This is a genomic window from Brevibacterium atlanticum (assembly GCF_011617245.1).
GTDB lineage: Bacteria > Actinomycetota > Actinomycetes > Actinomycetales > Brevibacteriaceae > Brevibacterium > Brevibacterium atlanticum.
Genome location: NZ_CP050152.1, coordinates 942,512 through 966,290, shown reverse-complemented (window position 1 = coordinate 966,290; position 23,779 = coordinate 942,512). Strand labels below are relative to the sequence as shown.

20 protein-coding genes and 3 tRNA genes are annotated in these 23,779 nt (G+C 66.7%); 17 read left to right on the top strand and 6 right to left on the bottom strand.

From position 1 onward, the window contains the following. The first annotated feature begins 171 nt into the window (after positions 1-171). The 3 genes from GUY23_RS04105 (at position 172) to GUY23_RS04095 (ending at position 4,970) form a co-directional block, all read left to right on the top strand. Positions 172-1,914, top strand: coding sequence for a thiamine pyrophosphate-dependent enzyme (locus GUY23_RS04105; protein ID WP_166969977.1), 1,743 nt, complete (start codon positions 172-174; stop codon positions 1,912-1,914). 48 nt (positions 1,915-1,962) lie between these two features. Further along, entirely contained in the window at positions 1,963-3,594 is a 1,632-nt protein-coding gene (locus GUY23_RS04100) for an amidohydrolase (RefSeq protein WP_166969975.1), read from the top strand. 308 nt (positions 3,595-3,902) lie between these two features. Continuing rightward, positions 3,903-4,970: an IS110 family RNA-guided transposase gene (locus GUY23_RS04095; protein ID WP_166969435.1), complete on the top strand. Its 1,068-nt coding sequence runs from the start codon at positions 3,903-3,905 to the stop codon at positions 4,968-4,970. An 83-nt stretch (positions 4,971-5,053) separates the two neighbouring features. Here GUY23_RS04095 and GUY23_RS04090 read toward each other — a convergent pair whose 3' ends face one another. After that, on the bottom strand, positions 5,054-6,418 hold the full coding sequence (locus GUY23_RS04090; protein ID WP_166969973.1) for an aspartate aminotransferase family protein: 1,365 nt from the start codon (positions 6,416-6,418) through the stop codon (positions 5,054-5,056). A 103-nt stretch (positions 6,419-6,521) separates the two neighbouring features. On the opposite strand from GUY23_RS04090, the gene GUY23_RS04085 reads away from it, so the two are divergent. Further along, positions 6,522-7,133, top strand: a complete 612-nt coding sequence (locus GUY23_RS04085; RefSeq protein WP_166969971.1) for a YigZ family protein — start codon at positions 6,522-6,524, stop codon at positions 7,131-7,133. 25 nt (positions 7,134-7,158) lie between these two features. On the opposite strand, the gene ybaK is transcribed toward GUY23_RS04085, so the two are convergent. Together ybaK and GUY23_RS04075 are read right to left on the bottom strand one after the other, a co-directional pair. Then, positions 7,159-7,659, bottom strand: coding sequence for a Cys-tRNA(Pro) deacylase (gene ybaK, locus GUY23_RS04080; RefSeq protein WP_166969969.1), 501 nt, complete (start codon positions 7,657-7,659; stop codon positions 7,159-7,161). Positions 7,660-7,867: 208 nt separating this feature from the next. Beyond that, positions 7,868-8,215, bottom strand: a complete 348-nt coding sequence (locus GUY23_RS04075; RefSeq protein ID WP_166969967.1) for a metallopeptidase family protein — start codon at positions 8,213-8,215, stop codon at positions 7,868-7,870. A 178-nt stretch (positions 8,216-8,393) separates the two neighbouring features. Between GUY23_RS04075 and GUY23_RS04070 the strand changes: the two genes are divergently transcribed. From GUY23_RS04070 to mgtE, 10 genes are all read left to right on the top strand, one after another. Then, positions 8,394-8,466 (top strand) — tRNA-Glu (locus tag GUY23_RS04070). A gap of 40 nt (positions 8,467-8,506) precedes the next feature. Next, positions 8,507-8,580 (top strand) — tRNA-Asp (locus GUY23_RS04065). A 68-nt stretch (positions 8,581-8,648) separates the two neighbouring features. Continuing rightward, positions 8,649-8,724, top strand: a tRNA-Phe gene (locus GUY23_RS04060). A gap of 85 nt (positions 8,725-8,809) precedes the next feature. Beyond that, positions 8,810-9,901, top strand: coding sequence for a DUF418 domain-containing protein (locus GUY23_RS04055; protein ID WP_166969965.1), 1,092 nt, complete (start codon positions 8,810-8,812; stop codon positions 9,899-9,901). A 107-nt stretch (positions 9,902-10,008) separates the two neighbouring features. Continuing rightward, complete coding sequence (gene acs, locus GUY23_RS04050; protein ID WP_166969963.1) at positions 10,009-11,958, top strand: acetate--CoA ligase; 1,950 nt, start codon at positions 10,009-10,011, stop codon at positions 11,956-11,958. Positions 11,959-12,112: 154 nt separating this feature from the next. Next, on the top strand, positions 12,113-12,994 hold the full coding sequence (locus GUY23_RS04045; protein ID WP_166969961.1) for an SDR family oxidoreductase: 882 nt from the start codon (positions 12,113-12,115) through the stop codon (positions 12,992-12,994). Positions 12,995-13,097: 103 nt separating this feature from the next. Further along, a complete protein-coding gene (locus GUY23_RS04040; RefSeq protein WP_166969959.1) occupies positions 13,098-13,583 on the top strand; it encodes a hypothetical protein in 486 nt (161 codons plus the stop codon). 170 nt (positions 13,584-13,753) lie between these two features. After that, positions 13,754-15,199 (top strand): sugar porter family MFS transporter, encoded by a 1,446-nt coding sequence (locus GUY23_RS04035; RefSeq protein ID WP_166969958.1) that lies wholly within the window; start codon positions 13,754-13,756, stop codon positions 15,197-15,199. A gap of 9 nt (positions 15,200-15,208) precedes the next feature. After that, positions 15,209-15,577 carry a universal stress protein gene (locus tag GUY23_RS04030; protein WP_166969948.1) on the top strand — a complete coding sequence of 123 codons (369 nt, stop codon included), beginning with the start codon at positions 15,209-15,211 and terminating at the stop codon, positions 15,575-15,577. Positions 15,578-15,650: 73 nt separating this feature from the next. Then, positions 15,651-17,009 (top strand): magnesium transporter, encoded by a 1,359-nt coding sequence (gene mgtE / locus GUY23_RS04025; RefSeq protein WP_166969946.1) that lies wholly within the window; start codon positions 15,651-15,653, stop codon positions 17,007-17,009. Between the two features lie 16 nt (positions 17,010-17,025). On the opposite strand, the gene GUY23_RS04020 is transcribed toward mgtE, so the two are convergent. Together GUY23_RS04020 and GUY23_RS04015 are read right to left on the bottom strand one after the other, a co-directional pair. Then, positions 17,026-18,837, bottom strand: coding sequence for an ABC transporter ATP-binding protein (locus tag GUY23_RS04020; protein ID WP_166969944.1), 1,812 nt, complete (start codon positions 18,835-18,837; stop codon positions 17,026-17,028). Further along, entirely contained in the window at positions 18,834-20,534 is a 1,701-nt protein-coding gene (locus GUY23_RS04015) for an ABC transporter transmembrane domain-containing protein (protein ID WP_228282728.1), read from the bottom strand. Before GUY23_RS04015 ends, GUY23_RS04020 begins: the two co-directional genes overlap by 4 nt. Positions 20,535-20,583: 49 nt before the next feature. Here GUY23_RS04015 and GUY23_RS04010 point away from each other — a divergent pair, with 49 nt between their 5' ends. Both GUY23_RS04010 and GUY23_RS04005 read left to right on the top strand, forming a co-directional pair. Further along, on the top strand, positions 20,584-21,477 hold the full coding sequence (locus GUY23_RS04010; protein WP_166969940.1) for an oxidoreductase: 894 nt from the start codon (positions 20,584-20,586) through the stop codon (positions 21,475-21,477). An 80-nt stretch (positions 21,478-21,557) separates the two neighbouring features. Then, positions 21,558-22,553: an amidohydrolase family protein gene (locus tag GUY23_RS04005; protein WP_166969938.1), complete on the top strand. Its 996-nt coding sequence runs from the start codon at positions 21,558-21,560 to the stop codon at positions 22,551-22,553. A 201-nt stretch (positions 22,554-22,754) separates the two neighbouring features. Here GUY23_RS04005 and GUY23_RS04000 read toward each other — a convergent pair whose 3' ends face one another. Next, the gene (locus GUY23_RS04000; RefSeq protein WP_166969936.1) at positions 22,755-23,309 is read right to left on the bottom strand and encodes a hypothetical protein; all 555 of its coding nucleotides are present in this window, start codon (positions 23,307-23,309) and stop codon (positions 22,755-22,757) included. 82 nt (positions 23,310-23,391) lie between these two features. Between GUY23_RS04000 and GUY23_RS03995 the strand changes: the two genes are divergently transcribed. Next, positions 23,392-23,778, top strand: a complete 387-nt coding sequence (locus GUY23_RS03995) for an amidohydrolase family protein (protein WP_166969934.1) — start codon at positions 23,392-23,394, stop codon at positions 23,776-23,778. Position 23,779: the final 1 nt, after the last annotated feature.

Here is a 23,779-nt window from a genome sequence, read left to right as displayed (position 1 = left end):
TGAGCCTCCTGGCTGTCAATCGTCATTCGCCGCCTGATCGGCGACGATTCCATGCTCACGGGCTCAGGCGGGTGCCCGCACTGATTCCGTTGTTGCCCGATCTTACGGCCTTGGGCGGTCGAATGCGCCGGGCGGGGACCACATGAGACAAAAGAATGATAAGCATGGAGTATGGACACCTCAGCGTCGCCTTCCGCCGGCCACCTCATCGTCGAGGAGCTCGAAGCGCACGGGGTCCGCCGTGCCTATCTCGTTCCCGGCGAATCCTATCTCGACGTCATCGACGGCCTTCACGACTCCTCCATCGTGCCCGTAGTCTGCCGCCAGGAGGGCGGGGCGTCCTATATGGCCGTGGCCGAGGGCCGGATGACCGGGATCCCCGGCATCGCCATGGTCACCCGCGGGCCCGGTGCCGCCAACGTCAAGGTCGGCATCCACACTGCCTATCAGGACGCGACCCCGCTCGTCGTCTTCGTCGGGCTCATCCCCACCGATCATCGCGACCGGGAGGCCTTCCAGGAATTCGACCTGCACGGCTGGTTCGCCACCACCGCGAAGAAGGTGCTCACCCTCGATGACCCGGACAAGGCCGCCGAGGTGGTCGCCGACGCCATGCACACCGCCGTGACCGGCCGGCCGGGTCCCGTCGTCGTCGGCCTGCCCGAGGATGTGCTCGTGCGCCCGAGTGCCGGGACCGTGGTGCCGCCGCGGGTGCACGGTTCGGCCTCCCCATACGCCGGGGATGTCACCGAGCTGCGGGCCCGCATCACCGCCGCCGACCGTCCCGTGCTCATCATCGGCGGGGAGGACTGGTCCCCGTCGACGTCTCGGCGGATCGCGCAGTGGTCCCGCGATCGCGGGCTCGGGGTGCTCGGGACCTTCCGTGCCTACGACGGCATCGACCACGACTGTCCGAACTTCCTCGGCATCCTCGGCTTCGGTGCTGCCCCGGTGGCCACACAGACCCTCGCCGAGGCGGACCTGCACATCTTCTTAGGCTGTGTGCGCACCGATGTGGCCACGAACGGATTCAGCATCGGCACCGATCAGCGCACCGTCGTCATCGGCCCCGACCCCGACGCCCACGGCCACTTCGGGCGCCTCGATCAGCACATCGTCACCTCGGTGTCCCGCTTCGCCCGGGCCCTGTTCACCGAGGACGGGACACGGACCTATTCGGTGTCCTCGGACGGTTCGATCGACGAACCCCCGCTCGGCGACGCCCTGTCCGAGGCGGCCGAGGACGCGGTGCCGCTGCCGGACTGGGTGGTCGGGGCCCGCGCCGAACTCGACGCCTGGCGGCAACCGCAGGTGCCGCCGGAAGGGTCGGCCGCCTCGGCGGGTTCGGGCTCGTCGGGCACCGGGTATGTCGACATGGACGAAGCATTCGTCCACGTCAGAGACCTGCTGCCGGACGATGCGATCATCACCTACGGGGCGGGGAACTTCTCCGGCTGGGCAACGCGCTTCCTGCCCACGCACGGATTCCCCTCAGCGCTGGGACCGCGGAACGGATCGATGGGATTCGGTCTGCCGGCCGCGGTCGCCGCCGGGCTCGTCCACCCCGAACGGGCGGTGTTCTGCATCGCCGGGGACGGGGACTTCCTCATGAACGGCCAGGAGATCGCCACCGCCGTGCAGTACGGGGCGAACATCACCGTCGTCGTCAACGACAATGCGGTCTACGGTACGATCCGCGGCCACCAGGACCGCGAATACCCGGGCCGGGCCACCGCCACGGGGCTGGTCAACCCGGACTTCGCCGCCATGGCTCAGGCTTTCGGCGGGCTCGGGATCCGGGTCGAGAAGACAGAGGACTTCCGCGACGCGTTCGCTCGCGCTCTCGAGCACGAGGGGCTCTCGCTCGTCCACTGCCTCACCGACCCGGACATCCGCGGCGCCCGCTTGCCGTGAACGTGGACTCAGTGCCTGAGCGAGTGCGTTTCTGACTAAGGTGGAGCCATGAGAATCGACGCGATCTTCACCGACCTCGACGCACACACCCTCGATCCGGCCAGGCCGCGGGCGAGGAAGATCGGGGTGCTGGGCTCCCGGATCGTCGGCTTCGACGAGGAACTCGACGGCATCAGCGCCGACCGGGTCGAATCGCTCGGCGGGGCGACGGTGCTGCCGGGCTTCCACGACGCCCACTGCCACACCGCCTGGTTCGGGCTCACCCTCGCATCGGTCGACGTCACGGCGCTGCCGGGCGGGCTGCCCGATGTCTATGCCGCCCTCGAACAGGCCGCGGCGACGACGCCGGGCGGGGAATGGATCAACGCCACCGGGTATGCCCACCGCGACTATGACGGTCAGTACCCGGACCTGGCCCGCCTCGACGAGATCACCGGGGACCGGCCGCTGTTCATGCGGCAGACCTCGGGTCATGCCGCGATCGTCAACACCGAGGCGATGCGCCGGGCGGGCATCCTCGCGGACGGGTTCGAAGAGCCTGTCGGCGGCAAGGTCGTCCGTGATGCGGCGGGGCATCCGACGGGTCTGCTCGAGGAGACCGCTCAGGCGCTCGTCCAGGATCTCATCCGGCCGTATTCGCTCGACACGCTCGTCGAGGCGATCGATCTGGCCACCGCGTACTACGCGAAGGAGGGCCTCACCTCGTTCGGCGAGTGCGGGATCGCCTACGGGTGGATCGGGCACTCCCCCATCGAGATCTCCGCGTACCTGCGGGCCCGGGAGGAAGGCAAGCTGCGGGCGCGGGCCCAGCTCATGCCGCAGGCCGACGGTCTCCATCCGATCGCGGCGAACTCGGCCGACGGATTCGGCATCGGTCTCGATGCGGGACTGCGCACCGGCCTCGGCGATGATCTGCTCTCGATCGGTCCGGTGAAGTTCTTCATGGACGGGGCCCTGTCCGGGGAGACCGCGGCGCTGCGGGAGAACTATGCGGGCAAGGATCATCCCGGGTACCTGCAGGACGATGCCGAGGTGCTCCGCCAGCAGATCCTTGACACCTATGCGTCCGGCTGGTCGGTGGCGGTGCATGCGATCGGCGATGCCGCCGTGGATGCGGCGATTGAGAACATCGTCGACGCGCAGAACCGGTACGGTCGGCGGGCCGTGCCCAACCGGATCGAACATGCCGCGATGGTCCACGATGAGCATCTGGCCACACTGGCCGAGCACGGCATCGTCGTCACCCCGCAGTCCGCGTTCGCCGACGGCATCGGCGACGGAATGAACAGGTCGCTCGGGCCGCAGCGGCGCAGGCTGCTCTATCGCGCGAAGTCATTCGTCGATGCCGGTGTGCTGCTGGCCGGCAGTTCGGACCGGCCGTGCGCGGATGGGAACGTGCTGCGCGGCATCGAAGCCTTCGTCACCCGCGCCACCCGTGAGGGCGATGTCATGGGATCGGCCGCGGAGTGCCTGAGCGTCGACGAGGCGATCGCGGCCTACACGGTCGATGCCGCGGTCGGTTCGGGGCAGGGTGCGGACAAGGGCACGCTCAGCCGCGGCAAGCTCGCGGACTTCGTCGCCCTGGAGACGCACCCAGGCAACGTCGCCCCCGAAGAGATCTCAACGATCCCGATCCGGGCCACCGTCCTAGGCGGCACCTACACCCACCACCTCCCCTAATTACTACTGTGAGGATTGATAGTGGCTGGTCTGGGACTGGCTGGCAGAGTAGGAACTGACCGTCCCATCGATCATCATGACTCGAATTACTGCTGACTCAGACGATGTCATCGTCAGGATCTGTCTGATGATCGGTGGGCGGTCGGCCCCGGCTCGGCCCACATCGGTAACTTGATCAGAAGGTTGTCCGTTCCTGACCGAACGTGACTCATCACAGTAGTGTTCCGACGTGACTATCTCCCGGACCGGAGCCGACCGTTCGACGGTCGGACATCATCCGCTCTAACACGGGAGAATCACGAACCGTCATGACTATCATCTCGCACTTGTACGCGTTTGTCGTCGGCGTCGACACACACGCGAAGAACCACGTCTACGCCATACTCACCAACCGCGGTGAGCACCTCGATACCCGCGAATTCCCGACCACGAATACTGGCCTGGCACGCGCGTTGGACTGGGTCGGGCGTCGCACCGGCGGGCACCTGGACACCCTGTGGGTGATCGAAGGCATCGGCACCTACGGAGCGATCCTGGCCGAGAACGTCGCTGAGGCTGGGTATACGGTCGCCGAGGCCGCGAGCATGAGTGCCCGCGACCGTCACAGCACGGGTAAGGATGACCAGATCGACGCCCGCAGAATCGCGACCACCGTCCTGCCCTTGGAGCAGTCGCGGCTGCGCGTGCCCAGACAGGCCGATGGGCCGCGTCAGGGACTGCGGATCCTCGTGGGTGCCCGCGAGTCCATGACGCGGGAGAAGACCCGCACCATCAACGCGCTGACCGCGTTGTTGCGGGCGAACGATCTCGGTATCGATGCCCGACGGAAACTGTCAGTCGCCAAGATCCGCACGGTGTCGAAATGGCGGGGCCGGAACGAGCCTGTGGCCCGTTGTGAAGCACGTCGGGAAGCGATCCGGTTAGCCAAACGCGTCATCGAACTCGATGCCGACATCAAGGATTACGCCACACGGATTCTGGCTCTGGTGAAGGACAGTCCTGCCGCTGTGCTGCTGGCCCAGCCGGGGATCGGACCGATCACTGCCGCCGTGTTCTATCTGGCGTGGTCTCATCCAGGACGGGTGCATTCCGAGGCTGCGTTCGCGAAGCTGGCGGGGGTGAATCCGATCCCAGCATCGTCGGGCAATGTGGTGAGATTCCGACTCAACCGCAGCGGGGACCGCCGGTTGAACTCCGCGTTGTACATGGTGGCCATCACGAAGCTGTCCTTCGATGAGGAGACCCGAGCGTACATGGCTAAACGACTTGGGGAAGGGAAGTCGAAGAAGGAGGCTATCCGGTGTATCAAGCGGTTTGTGGCCCGGAGAGTTTATCGGCTTCTCGAGGCGACGAGCGTGGTTGGGCAGGCCGCTTGACAAGCATAGAAGGATCCTGACGGCGGCCCAGCTACCTCGCGCGAGGTTGCTGGGCCGCCGTCAGGTAGTAATAGCAGGGAGTGCTAGCGGGAGAAGTCGAGGTCGGTGAGGACCTTCTCGAAGATGCCGAGGCCACGTTCGAGGTCCTCTTCGCTGATGTTGATCGGCGGGACCACGTGCAGCCGGTGGTAGTTGTTGAACGGCACGACTCCGTGCTCCTTGAGCGCGGCCACGACCGAGGCGACCTCGGGTGATCCTCCGCCATAGGGGGCCAGCGGTTCTTTGGACTCCTTGTCCCAGACGAGTTCGATCGCCCAGAACGCCCCGGTGCCGCGGACCTCGCCGACATGCTTCGAGTTCTCCGCGATCTGAGCCAGGCGCGGTCCGATGATGGTCTCGCCGATGTGTGCCGCGTGTTCGATCATGCCTTCGTCGGCCATCGCGGTCATCGTCGCCACGGCCGCCGCGCAGGCCAGCGGATGGCCCGAGTACGTCAGCCCGCCGGGGTAGACGCGCTCGGCGAAGGTCTCGAAGATGTCGTCGCTGATGACGACTCCGCCGAGCGGCACATACCCGGAGTTCACACCCTTGGCGAAGGTGATGAGGTCGGGGACGATGTCGAAATGCTCGAAGGCGAACCACTTGCCCGAGCGACCGAACCCGGCCATCACCTCGTCGGCGATGAACACGATCCCGAACTCGTCGCACAGCGCTCGCACTCCCTGCATGTACGCAGCACTGGGCACCATGATGCCAGCGGTTCCGGGAATGGACTCGAGGATGATCGCGGCAACCGTCGACGGGCCTTCCAGTTCGATGGTCCGCCGCAGGTGCTGCAGCGCCCGCTCGGTCTCCTCGGCCTCGGTGGTCGCGTGGAACTCCGAGCGGTAGAGGAAGGGTCCGAAGAAGTGGACGATCCCCGATTCGCCGGTCTCGTTCTCCCAGCGGCGCGGGTCGCCGGTGACGTTGACCGCGGTCTGCGTGCCGCCGTGGTAGGACCGGTAGCGGGAGAGGACCTTGCGACGTCCGGTGTGCAGGCGGGCCATGCGGATGGCGTGTTCGTTCGCGTCGGCTCCGCCGTTGGTGAAGAACACGTGGTCGAGTCCGGCCGGGGTGCGTTCGGTGATCAGCCGCGCGGCCTCCGAACGTGCGGCGTTGACGGTGGCCGGGCTGATCGTGCACAGCACGTCGGCCTGGTCCTTGATCGCGGCGACGACGGCCGGATGCTGGTGGCCGATGTTCGTGTTCACCAGCTGCGAGGAGAAGTCGAGGAGTTCGTTGCCCTCGCCGTCGACGATCGTCGACCCGTACGCTCGGGCCACGACAGGTGGGTCGATGAGTCGCTGCGCCGACCACGAGTGGAAGACGTGCGCACGGTCGAGCTCACGGGCTCGGGCGGATTCGTCTCTGATCGCTGCGAGTTCGTCGTCGCCTGCCTGGTGCACCATTGTCGCCCTTTCGCCGGGGAGGGAAATGAGCGCGTGATCCGCACTCGTGGGCACATCGTAGAACACATTCGACTGCGGTGGACATTCGACTACAGTGGCGACCATGTCGTACCGGACGATCGCCCGCAGCGCCGAAGCCGAGATCGAGATCAAGAAGTCCCGATTCCTCGCCCGCCTCTCCCCCGCGGCCAACGAGGCAGACGCGCGGGAGACCATCGCCGAGGTGCGCGCCGCCCATCCGAAGGCCCGCCACCACTGCACGGCGTTCGTCCTCGACCCGGACTCCCGGACGCACCGCTTCAGCGACGACGGGGAGCCGGCCGGGACCGCCGGTGCCCCGATCCTCGACGTCATCACCGGGCACGATCTCACGTACGTCGTCGCGATCGTCACCCGGTATTTCGGTGGGACCCTGCTCGGTGCGGGCGGGCTCGTGCGCGCATACGGTCAGGCCACCTCGGAGGCGGTGGGGCGGGCGTCGATCATCACCCGGCACGAACTCGTGCCGGTGCGCGCGGACGTCGACTATGCCCAGGCCAACGCCCTCGAACGTGCGGCTGGGAACCGGGGGTGGACGACGCGGGCCGATTACGGCGGTCAGGTGGGGCTCGACATCCTCGTCCCCGTCGCCGAGGTGGAGCTGGCGTTGGCGATGTACGCCGACCTCACCGCCGGTCGGGCAGAACCGGCGGTCGGTGAGGTCGAATGGGTCTGAGAACGCGGCGGACTCGGCTGGGTGATCAGTCGAGCGCGGCGATCTTCGCGACCTGCGCGTTGGTGAGCATGACGAGGTCTTCGGGACGGATCTCGATCTCGAGGCCGCGACGGCCGGCGGAGACGAACACAGCGGAGTGGTCGAGTGCGGTGCGGTCGATGACGACCGGCACGGCGTGGCGCTGCCCGAACGGGGAGACCCCTCCGACGGGGTAGCCGGTGCGACGTTCGGTCTCGGCGACACCGGCCAGCTGTGCCTTCTTCGCTCCCCGCGCCGAGGCGAGGCCCTTGAGGTCGAGCTGTCCGGAGACCGGAACGAGCGCAGTCACGGGATCGCCGTCGACCTGGATCATCAGGGTCTTGAACACCTGGTCGGAGCTGACGCCGAGCTTATCGGCGGCCTCCGAACCGTACCGGCGAGTGGCGGGATCGTGATCGAAGCTGCGCAGGCTGTAGTCGATGCCTGCCAGGTTGAGCACGCGCACGGCCGGGGTAGCCGCGCCTGTCGATTTTGATGCAACTGTCATAAGGGGGTAGTGCCTCCTGCCCGCAGAAACGCGGAACACTCGGGCGCTGCCCCGGGCCGGTTCGACCCTGCGTCCACGCGTCGATACGGACGGAAATCGTTGTATCTGTGCTGATGGGTTACCCGCCCACAATAGGCGAAGTGGAGTCGCGAGCGCCAATTTCGTTCATCGGATGTAACCTGCCGGTAGCGTCAACGCCGACGCCTCCTCACCCCCAGCCGAGTTCGTGGAGCCGGTCGTCGTCGATGCCGTAGAAGTGGGCGATCTCGTGGACGATGGTGATGACGATCTCCTCGCGCAGATGATCGACGTCCTCGGCGAAGTCGATGAGATTGTCGCGATAGATGAAGATGTTGTCCGGCATCTCCAGTCCTGAGACCCCACGCTCGCCGATCGGTGTCCCGTCGTAGAGGCCGAGCAGGTGTCGGTCGCCGTTCTCCGGCCGGCCCTCGACGAAGAGGGCGACGTTGTCGAGCTGTTCGGTCACCCCTGCCGGCAGCAGGTCGAGGGCTTCGTCGAGGATCGCCTCGAACTCGTCTTCGGTCAGGGACTCCATACCCTCCACTCTAGTCGTCACGGGAAGGCCGATTTCCCTCGCCGAGGCGGCCCTCCCGAAGGTCGGAAAACACCGTCCCGGGCCTGTGACCGAGGACACTCGTTCTCGTTTTGCATTCCGCGAATCGGGTGGGATAAGCTTAACGTCGTTGCCCACGGGGAATCCGAGAGCAAACTAGGCCCCCATCGTCTAGAGGCCTAGGACACCGCCCTTTCACGGCGGCGACACGGGTTCGAATCCCGTTGGGGGTACGGTGTAGGATCGAGAGGTTCCACATCGCAACAACAGCAAGGCCCTGTGGCGCAGTTGGTTAGCGCGCCGCCCTGTCACGGCGGAGGTCGCGGGTTCGAGTCCCGTCAGGGTCGCGGAGCATAAGGCTCTTCTTCGGAAGAGCCTTTGTTTCTCTCGGCGCACGTTTGTGCGTCGGCGACCAGGCTCTGTAGCTCAGTTGGTAGAGCGTTCGACTGAAAATCGAAAGGTCACCGGATCGACGCCGGTCGGAGCCACCAAGGAAAACCCCCTGCTGCGGCAGGGGTTTTCGCATATCCGGACACCGTATACGGCAAGCAACCTGGTCTGATAGCGTGACCTGGCGTGACAGACGAACATACTCCCCAGCCGGCACACCCTCCCCACGACCGAACGCAGCCGTCGAACCCGGCGGATCGCATCGTCTCCATCGATGTCATCCGCGGCATCGCCATCGCCGGCATTCTGCTCATCAACATCAACTTCTTCCTCCGCCAGGCCGGGCAGACAGAGGACCCCGCCGGCACGGACGCGGTGATCTGGCAGATCGTCGACGATGTCGCCCTCGGTAAATTCCACTTCGTCTTCGCCTTCCTCTTCGGCACCGGCGTCCACATCTTCCTCACCCGACTGCGCGCGAAGGGCAGATCGAGGTGGGTCTACGTCCGCCGGATGGTCATCCTGGTCATCGCCGGACTCATCAATTCGGCCCTCGGCGGCATCGACGTGCTCGCCTCCTACGGCGTCCTCGCTCTCCTCCTGCTGCCGCTGACCCTCTTACCGAGGTGGTCATTCGTCTCCCTCGGCGTCCTGGCCGCGGTCATTCCCGACCTGCTGCAGCTGATCACCAGCGTCGGCGGAGTCGACCTCCACCTTCCTTCCCTGCTGCTGCCGCTGCTGTCGTTCGCCAGAACCCTCGGCCACATGATGCTCGGATTCTGGCTGGCGGGTCTCGGACTGTATTCGGCGACGACGCGTGTGCCCGTCGCCGCCCTCTTCGTTCTCAGCCTCGTCGGCTCGATTCCCCTCTGGATCTGGACCAACTCGGCCGGAGTCGGCTCGACCGATGCTCACGAGATCGCCTTCCGCACCGCAATGATTCCCGGTTTCATGTACGTCACCGGGCTGATCCTCCTGCTGCGCACCGAGGTCGGGAGAATCTGCCTGTCATTCCTGCGCCTCTACGGACGGATGGCATTCTCGAACTATCTCGGCCAGACCGTCATCTGTGTCCTCGTCTTCCCACTGCTGACCGCCCTCGGATACATCTCCGCCCCGCTGGGCCTCGGCATCTGGGCCGTCATCGTCGTCTTCCAATGCGCCTTCTCGACGTTCTGGCTGCGGCACTTCCGCTATGGCCCGCTGGAATGGGTGTGGCGCTGCGGCACCTATTGGCAGATCACTCCGCTGCGCATCGCCGAGACACCTCGGCCGTGACCCTCCTGCACGTTGCCCCCTTGATTTCACCGACAACTGGAGTACGTTGAAATCACGTTCGCATCAGCGGATCACAACGCAGTGAGGCTTCGCGAAAGGAGCAGCCGATGGCCACCAATCCGAGCATCGAAGAGCTGAGCTACGAGGAGCGGACCTTCGATCCGCCTGCCGATTTCGCAGCACAGGCCAATGCCAAAGCCGACGAATACGACAAGGCAGCCGCCGACCGCCTCGGCTACTGGGAGGAGCAGGCGAAGCGGATCACCTGGGACACCCCCTTCGGCAGGGTCCTCGACTGGTCGAACGAACCCGTCGCCCGATGGTTCGTCGGCGGCAAGCTCAACGCCGCCTACAACTGCGTCGACCGCCATGTCGAAAACGGGCTCGGCGACCGCGTGGCCTACCACTTCGAAGGCGAACCCGGAGACACCCGCACCATCACCTACTCCGACCTGCTCCGCGAGGTCTCCAAGGCCGCCAACGCGCTCACCGAACTGGGAGTGAAGACCGGCGACCGGGTCGCCATCTACATGCCGATGATCCCCGAGACGGTGTTCGCGATGCTCGCCTGCGCCCGCCTCGGCGCCCCGCACACCGTCATCTTCGGCGGATTCTCCTCCTCGGCGATCACCGACCGCGTCAAGGACTGCGGCGTCGAATTCGTCATCACCGCCGACGGCGGCTACCGCAAGGGCAAGGCCTCGGGTCTGAAGTCCGTCGTCGACGAAGCCATGGACGACTGCCCCGAGGTGCGCAATGTCCTCGTCGTCCGCCGCACTGGCCAGGACGTCGAGTGGAATGACGAGCGGGACCTGTGGTGGCACGAGGTCGTCGATCGGCAGCCGGAGACCCACACGCCGGAGGCCTTCGACTCCGAACATCCGCTCTACATCATGTACTCCTCGGGAACGACGGGAAAGCCCAAGGGCATCATGCACACCACCGGCGGCTACCTCGTCGGCACCTCATTCACCCATTGGGCTGTCTTCGACATCAAACCCGAGACGGACGTCTATTGGACGGCCGCGGACATCGGCTGGGTGACCGGGCATTCGTACATCGTCTACGGTCCGCTGGCCAATGGGGCCACCTCGGTGCTCTACGAAGGCACTCCCGACACCCCGCATCGCGGCCGCTGGTGGGAGATCGTCGAGAAGTACCACGTCTCCATCCTCTACTGCGCACCGACCGCGATCCGCTCGTTCATGAAGTGGGGTCACGACATCCCCGCCGAGCACGACCTGAGCAGTCTGCGGCTGCTCGGCAGCGTGGGCGAACCGATCAACCCCGAGGCGTGGATGTGGTACCGCGAGCACATCGGCGGCGATCGGTGCCCCGTCGTCGACACCTGGTGGCAGACGGAGACCGGCAGCATCCTCATCTGCCCCCTGCCTGGCGTGACCGCGACGAAGCCGGGATCGGCGATGCGGCCGCTGCCGGGGATCGTCGCCGACGTCGTCGACGACGACGGCAACTCCGTCGAACCGGGCAACGGCGGGTACCTCGTCATCAAGGAACCATGGCCGTCGATGCTGCGGACCCTGTGGGGTGACGAGGAACGGTTCACAAAGACCTACTGGTCGCAGTACCCGGGCGTCTACTTCGCCGGTGACGGAGCGAAGATCGACCGCGACGGCGATTTCTGGGTCCTCGGTCGCGTCGACGACGTCCTCAACGTCTCCGGTCACCGGATGTCGACCGCGGAGATCGAATCCGCGCTCGTCGCGCATCCGAAGGTCGCCGAGGCGGCTGTGGTCGGGGCGCGCGATGAGTTGACCGGGCAGGCCATTGAGGCCTTCGTCATCCTCCGAGAGAGTGCCGCCGAGGGTGGGGACGACATTGTGGCCGAGCTGCGGGGCCATGTGCGGTCCTCGATCGGTGCGATCGCGACCCCGCGCTCGATCATGCTCGTGCCCGATCTGCCGAAGACCCGCTCGGGCAAGATCATGCGCCGCCTCCTCAAGGATGTGGCGGAGAAGCGCGAGGTCGGCGATGTCACGACGCTCGCGGACTCCTCGGTGATGGATCTCATCCAGAAGGGCATCTCGGAGGGCTGACCACGACCGGTGGGGTATCAGGTCCGAACACCCCACCCCTTGCGGTGACCCACGTCATACTGATGTACTGTTGAGTAACTTCTGCGTGGGTCACCGTTTCGGTGTCCGCGACCGGAAGCAACCGAACCGACATCGACTGCAAGGATGCACAAGAATGAAGCGTGGAACCGACATCTCCGGCGCACGGGTGCTCATCACCGGAGCCGGCAGCGGAATCGGCCGACTCATGGCCCTCGAATCCGCGGCCCGCGGGGCCGCTGAGATCATCATCTGGGATCTCTCCTCCGACAGCGGAGAGGCCGTGCAGGGCGAGATCACCGCTCGCGGTACGGCCGCCAGGGCCTTCGCCCTCAATGTCGGTGACGCCGACCAGGTCGATGCCGCTGCGGTCCAGACCGGTCCGATCGACATCCTCATCAACTGCGCGGGCGTCGTCACCGGCAAGAAGCTCCTGGACAACGATGAAGAGGCGATCAGGCGCGTCTTCGAGGTCAATACCTTCGCCCTGTACTGGTCGACGAAGGCCTTCCTGCCGGGCATGATCGAACGCGATCGCGGCTCCGTGGTCACCATCGCCAGTGCAGCTGGCCTGACCGGGGTGGCGAAGCAGACCGACTATTCGGCGAGCAAGTGGGCGGCTGTCGGCTTCACCGAATCATTGCGCGGCGAACTCCGCGCCGACGGCAGCCACGTCAACACTCTCGCCGTGTGTCCCTTCTACATCAACACCGGCATGTTCGCGGGCGTGCAGACGAAGTTCCCACGGCTGCTGCCGATCCTCGAAGAGACCGATGTGGCCACTCGCGTCCTCGACTCCATCGAAGCCGGACGCGAACAGCTCGTCATGCCCTCGCTCGTCCGCTGGGTTCCCGGCGCGCGGCTGCTGCCGACCCGAGCCTTCGACAAGGTCATGGACTTCCTCGGAGTGAATCAGACGATGGACCACTTCACCGGTCGCACAGGCAAAGCGGGTCGCGCACAGCTGCGGCGTGAGCGCGGATCGGCGCGCGGCCGCCAGCCCGCCGGTACTCGCTGACGCTCGCGACCCTGTCGTCGGACCCATGGCCGGGACCCCGGACCCCGTGCAAGAATGAGGGCCCGACAAGTTCCCTCAGCCGACGTCGTCGCAAGGAGTGACCATGAGCGAATTCGAAACTGACCCGACCCAGTGGCAGGAAGACGACCTCACCGTCGACGAGCCGACCGCCGACGAACTGGACGACCCCGAACTCGACGCGGTCGAGGCAGATGCCGAGGATCTCGATGCCGACCTCGACGATGACCCCGACGGACAGGACGAGCCATTCGTCGAGCCCGGCGCCGACGGCCCCGAGGGCACGGGCATCGAGGGAGCCGACGATGCGCTCATCGAGGATGCCGGCTGGGACGATGAGAATGACGCCCCCGGTCTCGATGGTGAGCTCGATACAGATCCGACGACCGCGGCCGAACAGGGCAACCGCCCTGGAGATGAGATGGTCTCCTCCGGTGACGATGATGCCGAGGTCGCCGAACTCGACGGCGATGACCTCGATGTCGATGCCCTGTCCGATGATGGCGTCGAGGAGGTCTCCGTCATCGACGGGATGCCCGAGGTCATCGACGACTCCTACGACGAGGACTGAGTTCGCTTCGGAGTAGGTCTCGATGCGGGTGAGCAGCCCCTCCGGCAGTGTCGCCCGCAACGTTCTGATCAGTCCGGCCATCGCTGTGAGCGTCTCCCGGTCCTCATCGGCAGCACCGATCCCGGCCGCAGGTCGCCGTGTGCTAGGACTGAAGGGGAGAGGAGTTGTCCATGTCAACCGGATATCCGCGTCGCCAGTCGACATCCACCCCGAACACGAAGTTCGATCTCCCGCACATGGGATCGGGCCGCCCGGTCCACCGCCTCGGCGTCATCGCCACGGTCGCGACCTTCGGCGGTCTGCTCTTCGGCTACGACACCGGAGTCGTCAACGGTGCCCTCGAACCGCTCAGCGAGGACTTCGGGCTGAGCCCGCTCAGCGAAGGTCTCGTCGTCGCCTCCCTCATGGTCGGAGCGGCCTTCGGTGCCGTCTTCGGCGGTCGCGTCGCCGACGCCCAGGGCCGTAGGAAGACGATCCTGCTGCTGGCCTGCGTCTTCATCGCAGGCACCCTCGGCTGCGTCCTCGCCCCCGGTGCCGAGTTCCTCATCGGCTCCCGTTTCGTCCTCGGCATCGCCGTCGGCGGCGCCTCCGCGACGGTGCCCGTCTACCTCGGCGAGATCGCACCCTCGGAGAAGCGCGGCAGCTTCGTCACCCGCAATGAGCTGATGATCGTCGGCGGTCAGCTCGCGGCCTTCATCATCAACGCGGTGATCTTCAACTTCTTCGGCCACGTCGACTCGATCTGGCGGTGGATGCTGGTCGTCGCCCTCGCCCCGGCGATCGCCCTGCTCGTGGGCATGCTCTTCCAACCCGAGAGTCCCCGCTGGCTGATCTCCCAGGGCCGCTCCGACGAGGCCCTCGCCGTGCTCAGACAGGTTCGCTCCCCCGAACGCGCCGAGGCCGAGGTCGCCGAGGTCACCCACCTCGCCGCCGAGGATGCCAAGGAGTCCACCGGCGGACTGTCCGACCTCGGCACCCGCTGGGTGATGCGACTGGTGATCATCGGCGTCGGCATCGGGTTCTTCCAGCAGCTCACCGGCATCAACTCTGTGATGTACTACGGCACCCAGCTGCTGACGAACGCCGGCCTCGACTCCGGGGTCGCGATCATCGGCAACATCGCCAACGGCGTGTTCTCCCTGGCCGGAATCTCCCTGGGCATGTACCTGCTCAACAAGCTGCCTCGGCGGGTCATGTTCCTCACCGGGTACGCACTCATCGCGCTCTTCCACACCCTCGTCGCGCTCACTGCGGTCGTCGTTCCGGCTGGCCCAGGCCAGGCCTGGACGGTGCTCGCCTTCCTCGTCCTCTTCGTCTTCTGCATGCAGGGCACCGTCGGTCCGCTGACGTGGCTGATGCTCTCGGAGATCTTCCCGATGAAGATCCGCAGCTTCGCGATGGGCATCTGCGTGTTCGTCCTGTGGATGATGAACGCCGTCGTCGCCCAGTTCTTCCCACCGCTCATCCAGGGCATGGGCATGACCGCGACCTTCGGCATGTTCGCCGGCATCGCCGTGATCGCCTTCGTCTTCCTCGCCTTCCTGCTGCCGGAGACGAAGGACAAGGACCTCGCGCAGTTCGAGCGCGAATTCAAAGCCGAGTACGGACGGAAGTGAGGAACCACCATGTCAGTCGCCGTCGCCGTCACCGACAGCCCCGAGGGCAGGAAGGCCCTCGAGTCCGCCGTCGCCGAAGCGCAGTCACGCAGCACCGGACTGCTTCTCATCAATCTCACCCTGCATGACTTCGACGACGAGGAGGTCCCTGCCGGACTCGAGATCACCGTCATCAACCGGTCCGGTCGCGGCGACCGTGACCCCGTGACCGCGGTCATCGACGAGATCGATGAGCACCCCGAAGTGGATCGGCTCGTCCTCGGCGTCCGCGGACGCTCGCGGGTGGGCAAGGCCGTCCTCGGCTCCGTCGCTCAACGGCTCATCCTCCGCTCCCCCGTTCCGGTGCTCGCCGTGCGCACCGACCGCACCCGTCTCTGACGCTTAAGCACCCATGGCATAGGGTGGACCTCGACCAGCGGACCGTCGAGGTGGAGGAGCGCCCGTGGAGGAGATGACCACTGATCCGGCGGCGGCCGATCGACTCGAATCCGCCCTCACCGGCAGGATCGATCCGACCGCCCTCGACGAGATCGCGAACCTGGCCCGGCAGGTGCCGCAGGCCGAGATCGCCCGCCTCGTCCACACGTCGACGCCGCTGCAGTCGGCGATGCTGTTTCGGGTGCTGACGAAGGCCGAAGCCCTCGACGTCTTCGAAGATCTTCCGCCGGCCTATCAGGCCGAACTCATCGGCAACCTCCGCGAACCCGAGGTCGCCGGCATCGTCGAAGGCCTCGACCCCGATGACCGTGCCGAGCTCTTCGGCGAACTGCCCGCGAGCGTGGCCAGCCGCCTGATGAAGGGCCTGACCGCCGAGGAGCGGGCGATGACCTCGGCGGTCCTCGGTTATCCGAAGTCCGCGATCGGGCGCTATATGTCCCCCGAGGTGCTCGGTCTGCACGAGGATTGGACCGCCGCCGAGGCGATGGAGGTCGTCCACGCCCGCATCGACGGACCCGAGACCGTCTACCTTCTGCCCGTGGTCGGCCCGGGTCGGGTGCTGCGCGGGGTGGTGTCCCTACGCAATCTCCTCGCCGCCGACGGTGACACCGTCATCGGGGATATGGTCCGGGATTCGATCAGCACGCACGCACTGACCGATCGTGAGCAGGCCGCCCGTGAGTTCCTCTCCCACCGGCTCATCGCCATGCCGGTGACCGATCAGGAGGACCGCCTCGTCGGGATCCTCACCATGGACGATGTCCTCGACATCATCGACGAGGAGGACGCGGAGGACTTCGCCCGCGGATCCGGTACGGAGCCGCTCGACCGCTCCTACCTGTCCTCGACGATCCTGCGGCTGGTCAAAAGCCGCATCGTGTGGCTGCTCGTCCTCGCCGTGTCCGCGATCCTCACCGTCCAAGTGCTCGAGGTCTACGAGGACCGGCTCGATCAGGTCGTCGTCCTCGCCCTCTTCATCCCGCTGCTCACCGGCACAGGCGGCAACACCGGCAACCAGGCAGCGACCACGGTCACACGCGCCTTGGCCGTCGGCGAGGTGCGCATCCGCGACCTCGGGAAGGTGATCTGGCGAGAGCTGCGGGTCGGTGCCGTGCTCGGGGCGGTGCTCGGAACCTTGGGCTTCATCATCGCCGGACTCGTCTACGGGTGGCCGATCGGCCTGGTCATCGGCCTGACCCTGCTGTCGGTGTGCATAATGGCCGCGACCGTCGGCGGGCTGATGCCGATCATCGCGAAGAAGGTCGGCGCGGATCCGGCAGTGTTCTCCAACCCGTTCATCTCCACGTTCTGCGATGCGACCGGGCTCATCCTCTACTTCACGATCGCGACCACGGTGCTCGGCCTGCGCTGAGGGCTGGCACGTCGGCTTAAGCCGACCAGGCTTCCCAGAGTTCGGCGTATCGTCCGCCGGCGGCGACGAGTTCGGCATGGGTACCGGCTTCGACGACGCGACCGTGGTCCATGACGAGCACCCGGTCGGCGGTCTCAGCCTGGCTGAGACGGTGGGCGACGACGAGCGCGCCGCGGCCCGCCAAAGCCGCCCGTGCCGATCCTTCGAGGACATGCGCTCCGGCCGATCCTGCCTCGGCGGTGGCCTCGTCGAGGATCGCGAAGTCCGGGTCCGCGAGCACCAGCCTGGCCAGGGCGATCGTCTGTTCCTGGACCGGGCTCAGCCGCTGGCCGCCATCGCCGATCACCGTGTCGAGACCCTGCGGCAGGGTGCGCGCCCAGTCGGCACCGACGGTGTCGAGGGCCGAGAGAATCGCGTCGTCAGGGGCCTCGTCGACGGGCAGGGCGATGTTCTCCCGCAGGGTTCCGACGAAGGTGTGGACCTCCTGCGCGACCATGGCGATATGTCCGCGGAGCACGGATTCGGGCAGCGCGGTCAGGTCCTCCCCCGGTTCTTCCCCCGCCGAGGCGGTCCCACCGTTCGCCAGCATCGCCCGGCCCCGGCTGGGGGCCGAGAGTCCCGCAGCGATGCGGGCCAACGTCGACTTGCCCGCGCCCGTGGTGCCGACGACGGCGACGACCTCACCGGAGTCGATGCGCAGGTCGACGCCCGTGAGCACGTGATTGTCCGAGTTCGGATCCTCCTCATAGGTGAACCAGACGTCCTCGATCACGAGGGCAGGCGCCGCGGTCGCGCCGCGATCGATGGCGGTCCGCGGCCGCCTCGGCGAGGCTGTCGCTTCGTCGATGACACCGACCATGCGGGTGAGCGAGGCCCCGGCGGATTGGACCTGGTCGAAGAGTCCGACGAGCGCACCGATGGGGTTGAACAGGCGGTGGAAGACGAGAGCCGCGGTGGTCACGGCTCCGGCCGTGGATTCGCCGAACCAGACGAGCGCGAACCCGGCGATGAGCAGCAGGGACAGCACGACCGCCTCGGCGCGGTTGTTGCGGCCGAAGGCGCGGGTGAGGAACCGGAACACATGGATCGAGAGGTCGCGGGCTTCGCCCGAGGCCGCGTCGATGCGGGTCATCTCCCCTTCTTCGGCGCGGTAGGCGCGCAGGGTCTGTGCCCCTGTCAGCCCTCCGAGGAGACGTCCGGCGCGGCGGCCGAACGCGGCTCGCTCTTCCTTGTAGATCGGTTCTGACCTGGGCAGATACCAGCGCAGGGTGAGCCAGTACATCGGCAGGGCGACGAGCCCGACGAGGCCCAGTCGCCAATCGATGGCGACCAGCCCGGCGGCGGAGACGATGACGACGAGGAGGGATTCGACGACGAGCGGCAGCACTTGGGCGGCGGCCTCGCTGATCTTGCGGGAGTCGTCGGCGACGCGGGAGACGAGGTCGCCGGTGCCCGTCGATTCGATCCGCTGGGACTCCAGCGACATCGCGGCGTCGACGACGTCAGTGCGCAGCTCGGCGACGACGGGCATGGCGATGTGGGCGAGCGCCCACGCCCCGATCCACGTACCGAGAGCCATGACGATTCCGGCCACGGCCACGGCGATCGCGCAGAACCAGACGACGTCTTCTCCGGCCCCTGCGGGCAGTTCGTCAACGAGGCGACCGATCGCCCACGGGCCGACGAGTCCGGCTCCGGCGTTGGCGAGTCCGGCGACGACGAGGAGGACGACCCATCCGGCTCTCGCCCGCAGCAGCGGGGCGAGGTGGGAGAAAGAACGACGGCGTGAGGCGATCGTCAGCGTCGTGTGTGTGGTGGGCGCGCTCACCGGGTCACTGCCTGTCGGTAGGCCTCGGCAGTGCCGTCCGCTGCGGCGAGCAGCTCATGGTGGCCGCCGACGAGCACGGGCCCGGTCGCGGGCACGTAAACGACGGTGTCGGCGGCGGCGAGGAAGGCCGGTGAGCTGGTGAGGATGAGGGTGACGGTCGCCTCGGAGCCGCGTCGCAGCCGGGTCACGCCCGCGGCGATGCGCGCCTCGGTGACGGCGTCGACGGCGGTCGTGGGTTCGTGAAGGACGAGGACGGCAGGGTCGGCGTCGAGGGCGCGGGCGAGCGCGACGCGTTGCCGCTGCCCGCCGGAGAGGTTGCCGCCGAGTTCCTGGATCCGGTGGTCAAGGCCGCCGTCGACGAGGCCGAGGAGTTCGTCGGTGCCCGAAGCCGTGAGCACATCCTCGGTGACCGGGTGGTCGGTGGTGCCGACGATCATCGTGATGTTCGAGCGGATCGTCCCTTCGAAGAGGTCGACGGTATGCGGGGAGACGATCATCCGGTCGGGTCCCGTCCCGCGGGCATGGCCACCCAGAGCGCCGAGGAGGTGCGCCGCGGGATCGGCCTGCTCGGTGACGATGCAGGTCAGTCCCCCGAAAGCGGTGGTGAAGTCGACGCTGCGAGCGGCTCCGACGGCCCAGTTTCTGACGGAGAGACCTGAGTCGTCGAGGGTGACGGTCGGCGGGGCCGGTCGGTCCGTACCGTCCGGGCGGGCGGTCGCCGAGGTGGCGTCGGCGGCGTCGATGTCGTGAAGGAGTGTGGCGATCCGGGAGGCGGCGCCGTGGGATTGGGCGAACTGTCCGACGATGTCAGCGAGCGCCCGCATCGGTTCGGTGAGGAATGCGGTCATGCCGAGGATGCCGATGAGGGCACCCACGCTCATCTGACCTTCGATGAGGCGCAGGCCTGCGCCGATGAGGACTGCGGCAAGGACGATCGACATCACGAGGGCGCCGAGGCCGGCGAGGCGGCCGGTGCGTTCTCCGGTGGCGATTCCTGCGGTGGCCGCCTCGTCGGAGGTGATGCGGTAGCGGCGGATCGCCCACGGCTCGCCGCCCATCGCCTTGATCACGCGCAGACCGTGCATGAGGTCGGAGGCCGACCGTCCGGCACGGGCCACGGCCTCGAGCTGGGCGCCGGCCTTGGCCGAGACCGAGCGGCCGGGCAGGGCGACGATGATCAGCCCGATGGGCACGGCGATGAGGACGACGAGTCCGGTCACCGGATCGGCGACGAGGAGGAAGACGGCGGCGGTGAGCATGCCCAGCACCGAGGCGATGCCACGGCCGGCCTGCTGGAAGGACATGGCTGCGGTGTCGGCATCGGCCGAGGCGATCGAGAGGACCTCTCCCGAGGCGCGGTCGGCAGGCAGGTTCGCCGAGGTGAGCGCGGCGTGGGTGATCTCGACGCGCAGTGCGTGTGCCTCGTGTTCACGGGCGGCGTTGCAGAAGCGGGAACCGAACCGGTAGCCGAGGCTGAGCACGGTGAACAGGAGTCCGACGCCGATGATCGAGACGATGAGCATCGGCCACGACAGCGGGATGATCGCGCGGTCGACGACGATGCCGATGGCCACGGGCACGAGCGCCTCACAGACCTGCCACATCGACAGCGTGATGGCACCCGGGATGAGGAGGGAGAGGCGCCGACGAGCGGCTCTGCGCAGAAGGGTCGAACCTGACGAAGGAATGGTCGGCACGAAGGATACCCTAACATCACGGGCAGCGCCTGGGACTACACTGCCCACTATGCTGCCCATCACTGCCGACCTCGAGCACGGTTTTCCGTCCCTCGACTCTCAGACCTTCGTCGTCACCGGAGCCAACAGCGGACTCGGGCGGGTAAGCGCGAGTGCTCTCGCCGCTCACGGAGCCCATGTCATCCTCGCGGTGCGTAACCGGGAGAAAGGTGAGGCCGCTGCGAAGGCGATGCGCGGGTCGGTCGAGGTCCGGGAACTCGACCTCGCGGACCTCGCCTCGGTGCGACGCTTCGCCGCCGACCTCGATGGCCCGATCGACGTCCTCATCAACAATGCGGGCATTATGATCCCGCCCCTGGGCTATACGGTCGACGGTTTCGAGTCCCAGTTCGGAACGAACCACCTCGGACACTTCGCGCTGACCAACCTGCTTCTGCCGCAGACCCGTTCTCGGGTGGTCACCGTCTCCTCACTCGCCCACAAGCAGGGTGCCATCGACTTCTCCGACCTCAACTGGCAGCGCCGGCGGTATCGGGCAATGACTGCCTATGCCCAGTCGAAGCTTGCGAACCTGCTCTTCACCACCGAGCTCGATCGGCGGCTGGCGGAGGCGGGTTCCGAGGTGATCGCGACCGCAGCCCATCCCGGACTGGCGGCGACGAACCTCTTCCACTCCGCCGAGGGTTCGCCGCTGCGGCGGGGACTGAGCAGGGCGTTCACACGACTCATCGCGCAGCGTGACACGGCTGGTGCCGCACCGACCCTGAACGCAGCGGTGGCCGATGTGCCGGGCAATTCCTACCTGGGTCCGGGCAAGGCGTTCGAGACCCGCGGCGAACCCATCTTCGCCAGCCGGACGCCGGCCTCGCTCGATCCGGACGTCGCGCGGCGGCTGTGGGAGGAATCGGAGGAACTGACGGGAGTCAGGTTCCCTGCCTTGTGAAGAGGGGTGAGCTGCTGGCAGCGGCGACTGTCAGGTCGCCGCACCGCAGCCGAGCCATCGTGGAATAACTGGAGGACGCAATGAGACTGATCACCATCGAAGAGCACACACTGTACGCGGATGTCGCCCGCTCGAGCTCACAACGAGCCCAGCTGGTCTCTCCTCATTTCAACGAAGCCTATGCGCCCAATGCCGGACTGTCGTACAGTCCGACTGCGGAACAGCTCGAGGATCTCGACGATGGTCGCATCTCCGACATGGATAAGCATGGGATCGACATGCAGGTGCTGTCCAACCTCTCGACTCAATACCTGCCGCCCGAAGTCGCTCCCGATCTCGTCAGATACGTGAACGACAGGCTTGCCGCGGCAGTGCGCCGCCATCCCGACAGGTTCGCGGCATTCGCGTCCGTGCCGACTTCCGCTCCGGACGCTGCACCTGCGGAGCTGCAACGGGCAGTCGAGGAACTGGGGCATGTCGGCGCACTCATCTATGGGCGCACCGAGGACGACTTTCTGAGCGCACCGCGGTTCGAACCGCTGCTGCGAACCGCCGCAGATCTCGAGGTACCGATCTACCTGCATCCGGCCCCTCCGACTCGAATCACCAGCGCCGACAATTACGAACGCGGACTGGATTCCGCAGTAGCCGCACGTTTCGCGACCGCAGCATGGGGCTGGCACAACGAGTCGGGCATCCACTTCTTGCAGCTGGTCCTCAACGGAGTCTTCGACCGGTTCCCGGATCTGCAGATCATTCTGGGTCACTGGGGTGAGATGGTCCCCTGGTTCCTTGACCGACTCGACGAAGCTCTGCCGAGACAGATCACCGGACTTGAGCGCACCATCGGCGACTACATGCGCTCGAATGCCTACTACACACCCAGCGGAATGTTCACCGCGGCCCACATGCGTTTCTGCACAGACATGCTCGGCACTGACAGGATGATCTATTCCGTCGACTACCCGTTCATCGGCAACGAGGGAGCGAGAGCCTTTCTGGAGAATTCCGAACTGCAGGAGGACGCCCAACACGACGTAGCCCACCGCAATGCTGAGCGACTGCTCCGACTCTGAGCTGCCCTCACACTGGTGATCAGTTTCGGTGCTCGTCAGAGACTCCTGCAGCCGTTGCCGCAACGATGGATCGAACAGTACCCGGGACTCAGCTGGCAATCGATCAGCGCAATGCAGACCGATCGCAGTCGCGGTGGGTATCGTGGCGCTGTGACTGTTCTGCGCAATGTCCGCATCCTCGACCCCGACTCCCCCACATCGTCAGCCTCGCCCGTCGATATCGAATTCGACGACACGATCACCGCGATCCGCCCGGCCGAGGAGCCGGACCCGACCTCGGCGGCGACCGTGCTTCCGGGGCTCATCGACACCCACGTCCACCTCGGCGAACGTTCGCGTTTGCTTGACGCCGTGCGGTCGGGGCTGACGACCGTGATCGATCTGGGCACACACCCCGATTCCGTCGTCGACGGATACCGGGCCGACGCTGAGGTCCCGGCGATCCTCAGTGCCGGGTCGGCCGCCTCGGCGCCGGGGAGCACGCAGATCGCGGTGATGGGATTTCCCGCCGAGTCCGGTGTCACCGGTCCCGAGGATGCGCAGCGGTTCCTCGACTGGCGCACTGACAACGGCGTCGATCTCATCAAGATCATCATCGAGGACCCCGACGCAACGGAGACGCCCGCCCTCGACATCCCGACGCTGCAGGCGATCGTCGACGGTGCCCGGAAGCGGGGCCTGCTCACCGTCGCCCACGCGGTGACGGCCGCGTCCTTCGATCGCGGCCTCGACGCCGGGGTCGACGTCCTCACCCACATCCCCTTCGATCGACCCCTGTCGGAGGCGACGATCGCACGGATCGTCGACTCCGGTACTCTCGTCTCCCCCCACCCTGGTGATGATGCGCGCGATCGCCGACGCCCGCCTCGGCGACCATGCCGAAGGTGCGATGGAGCTGGCGATCGGCAACGTCAGCGCCCTGCTCGAGGGCGGGGCGAGGGTCATCGCCGGGACGGACGCGAACGAGACTCCGTTCGCCCCGGTGCCGCACGGTCTTTCTCTGCATTCCGAGCTCGGCTACCTCGTGCAGGCAGGGATGACCAGCGCCGAGGCGATTCGGGCAGCGACATCGGCGGCTGCGGACGCGTTCGGGCTGGGCGATCGCGGTCGCATCGTCGAGGGAGGACGCGCGGACCTCGTTCTTGTTCACGGAGATCCGGTCGCGGATCTCTCGGTGTTGAGCACGCCTGCCGAGGTGGTCGTCGGCGGACGTCGGCTCGCGTGAG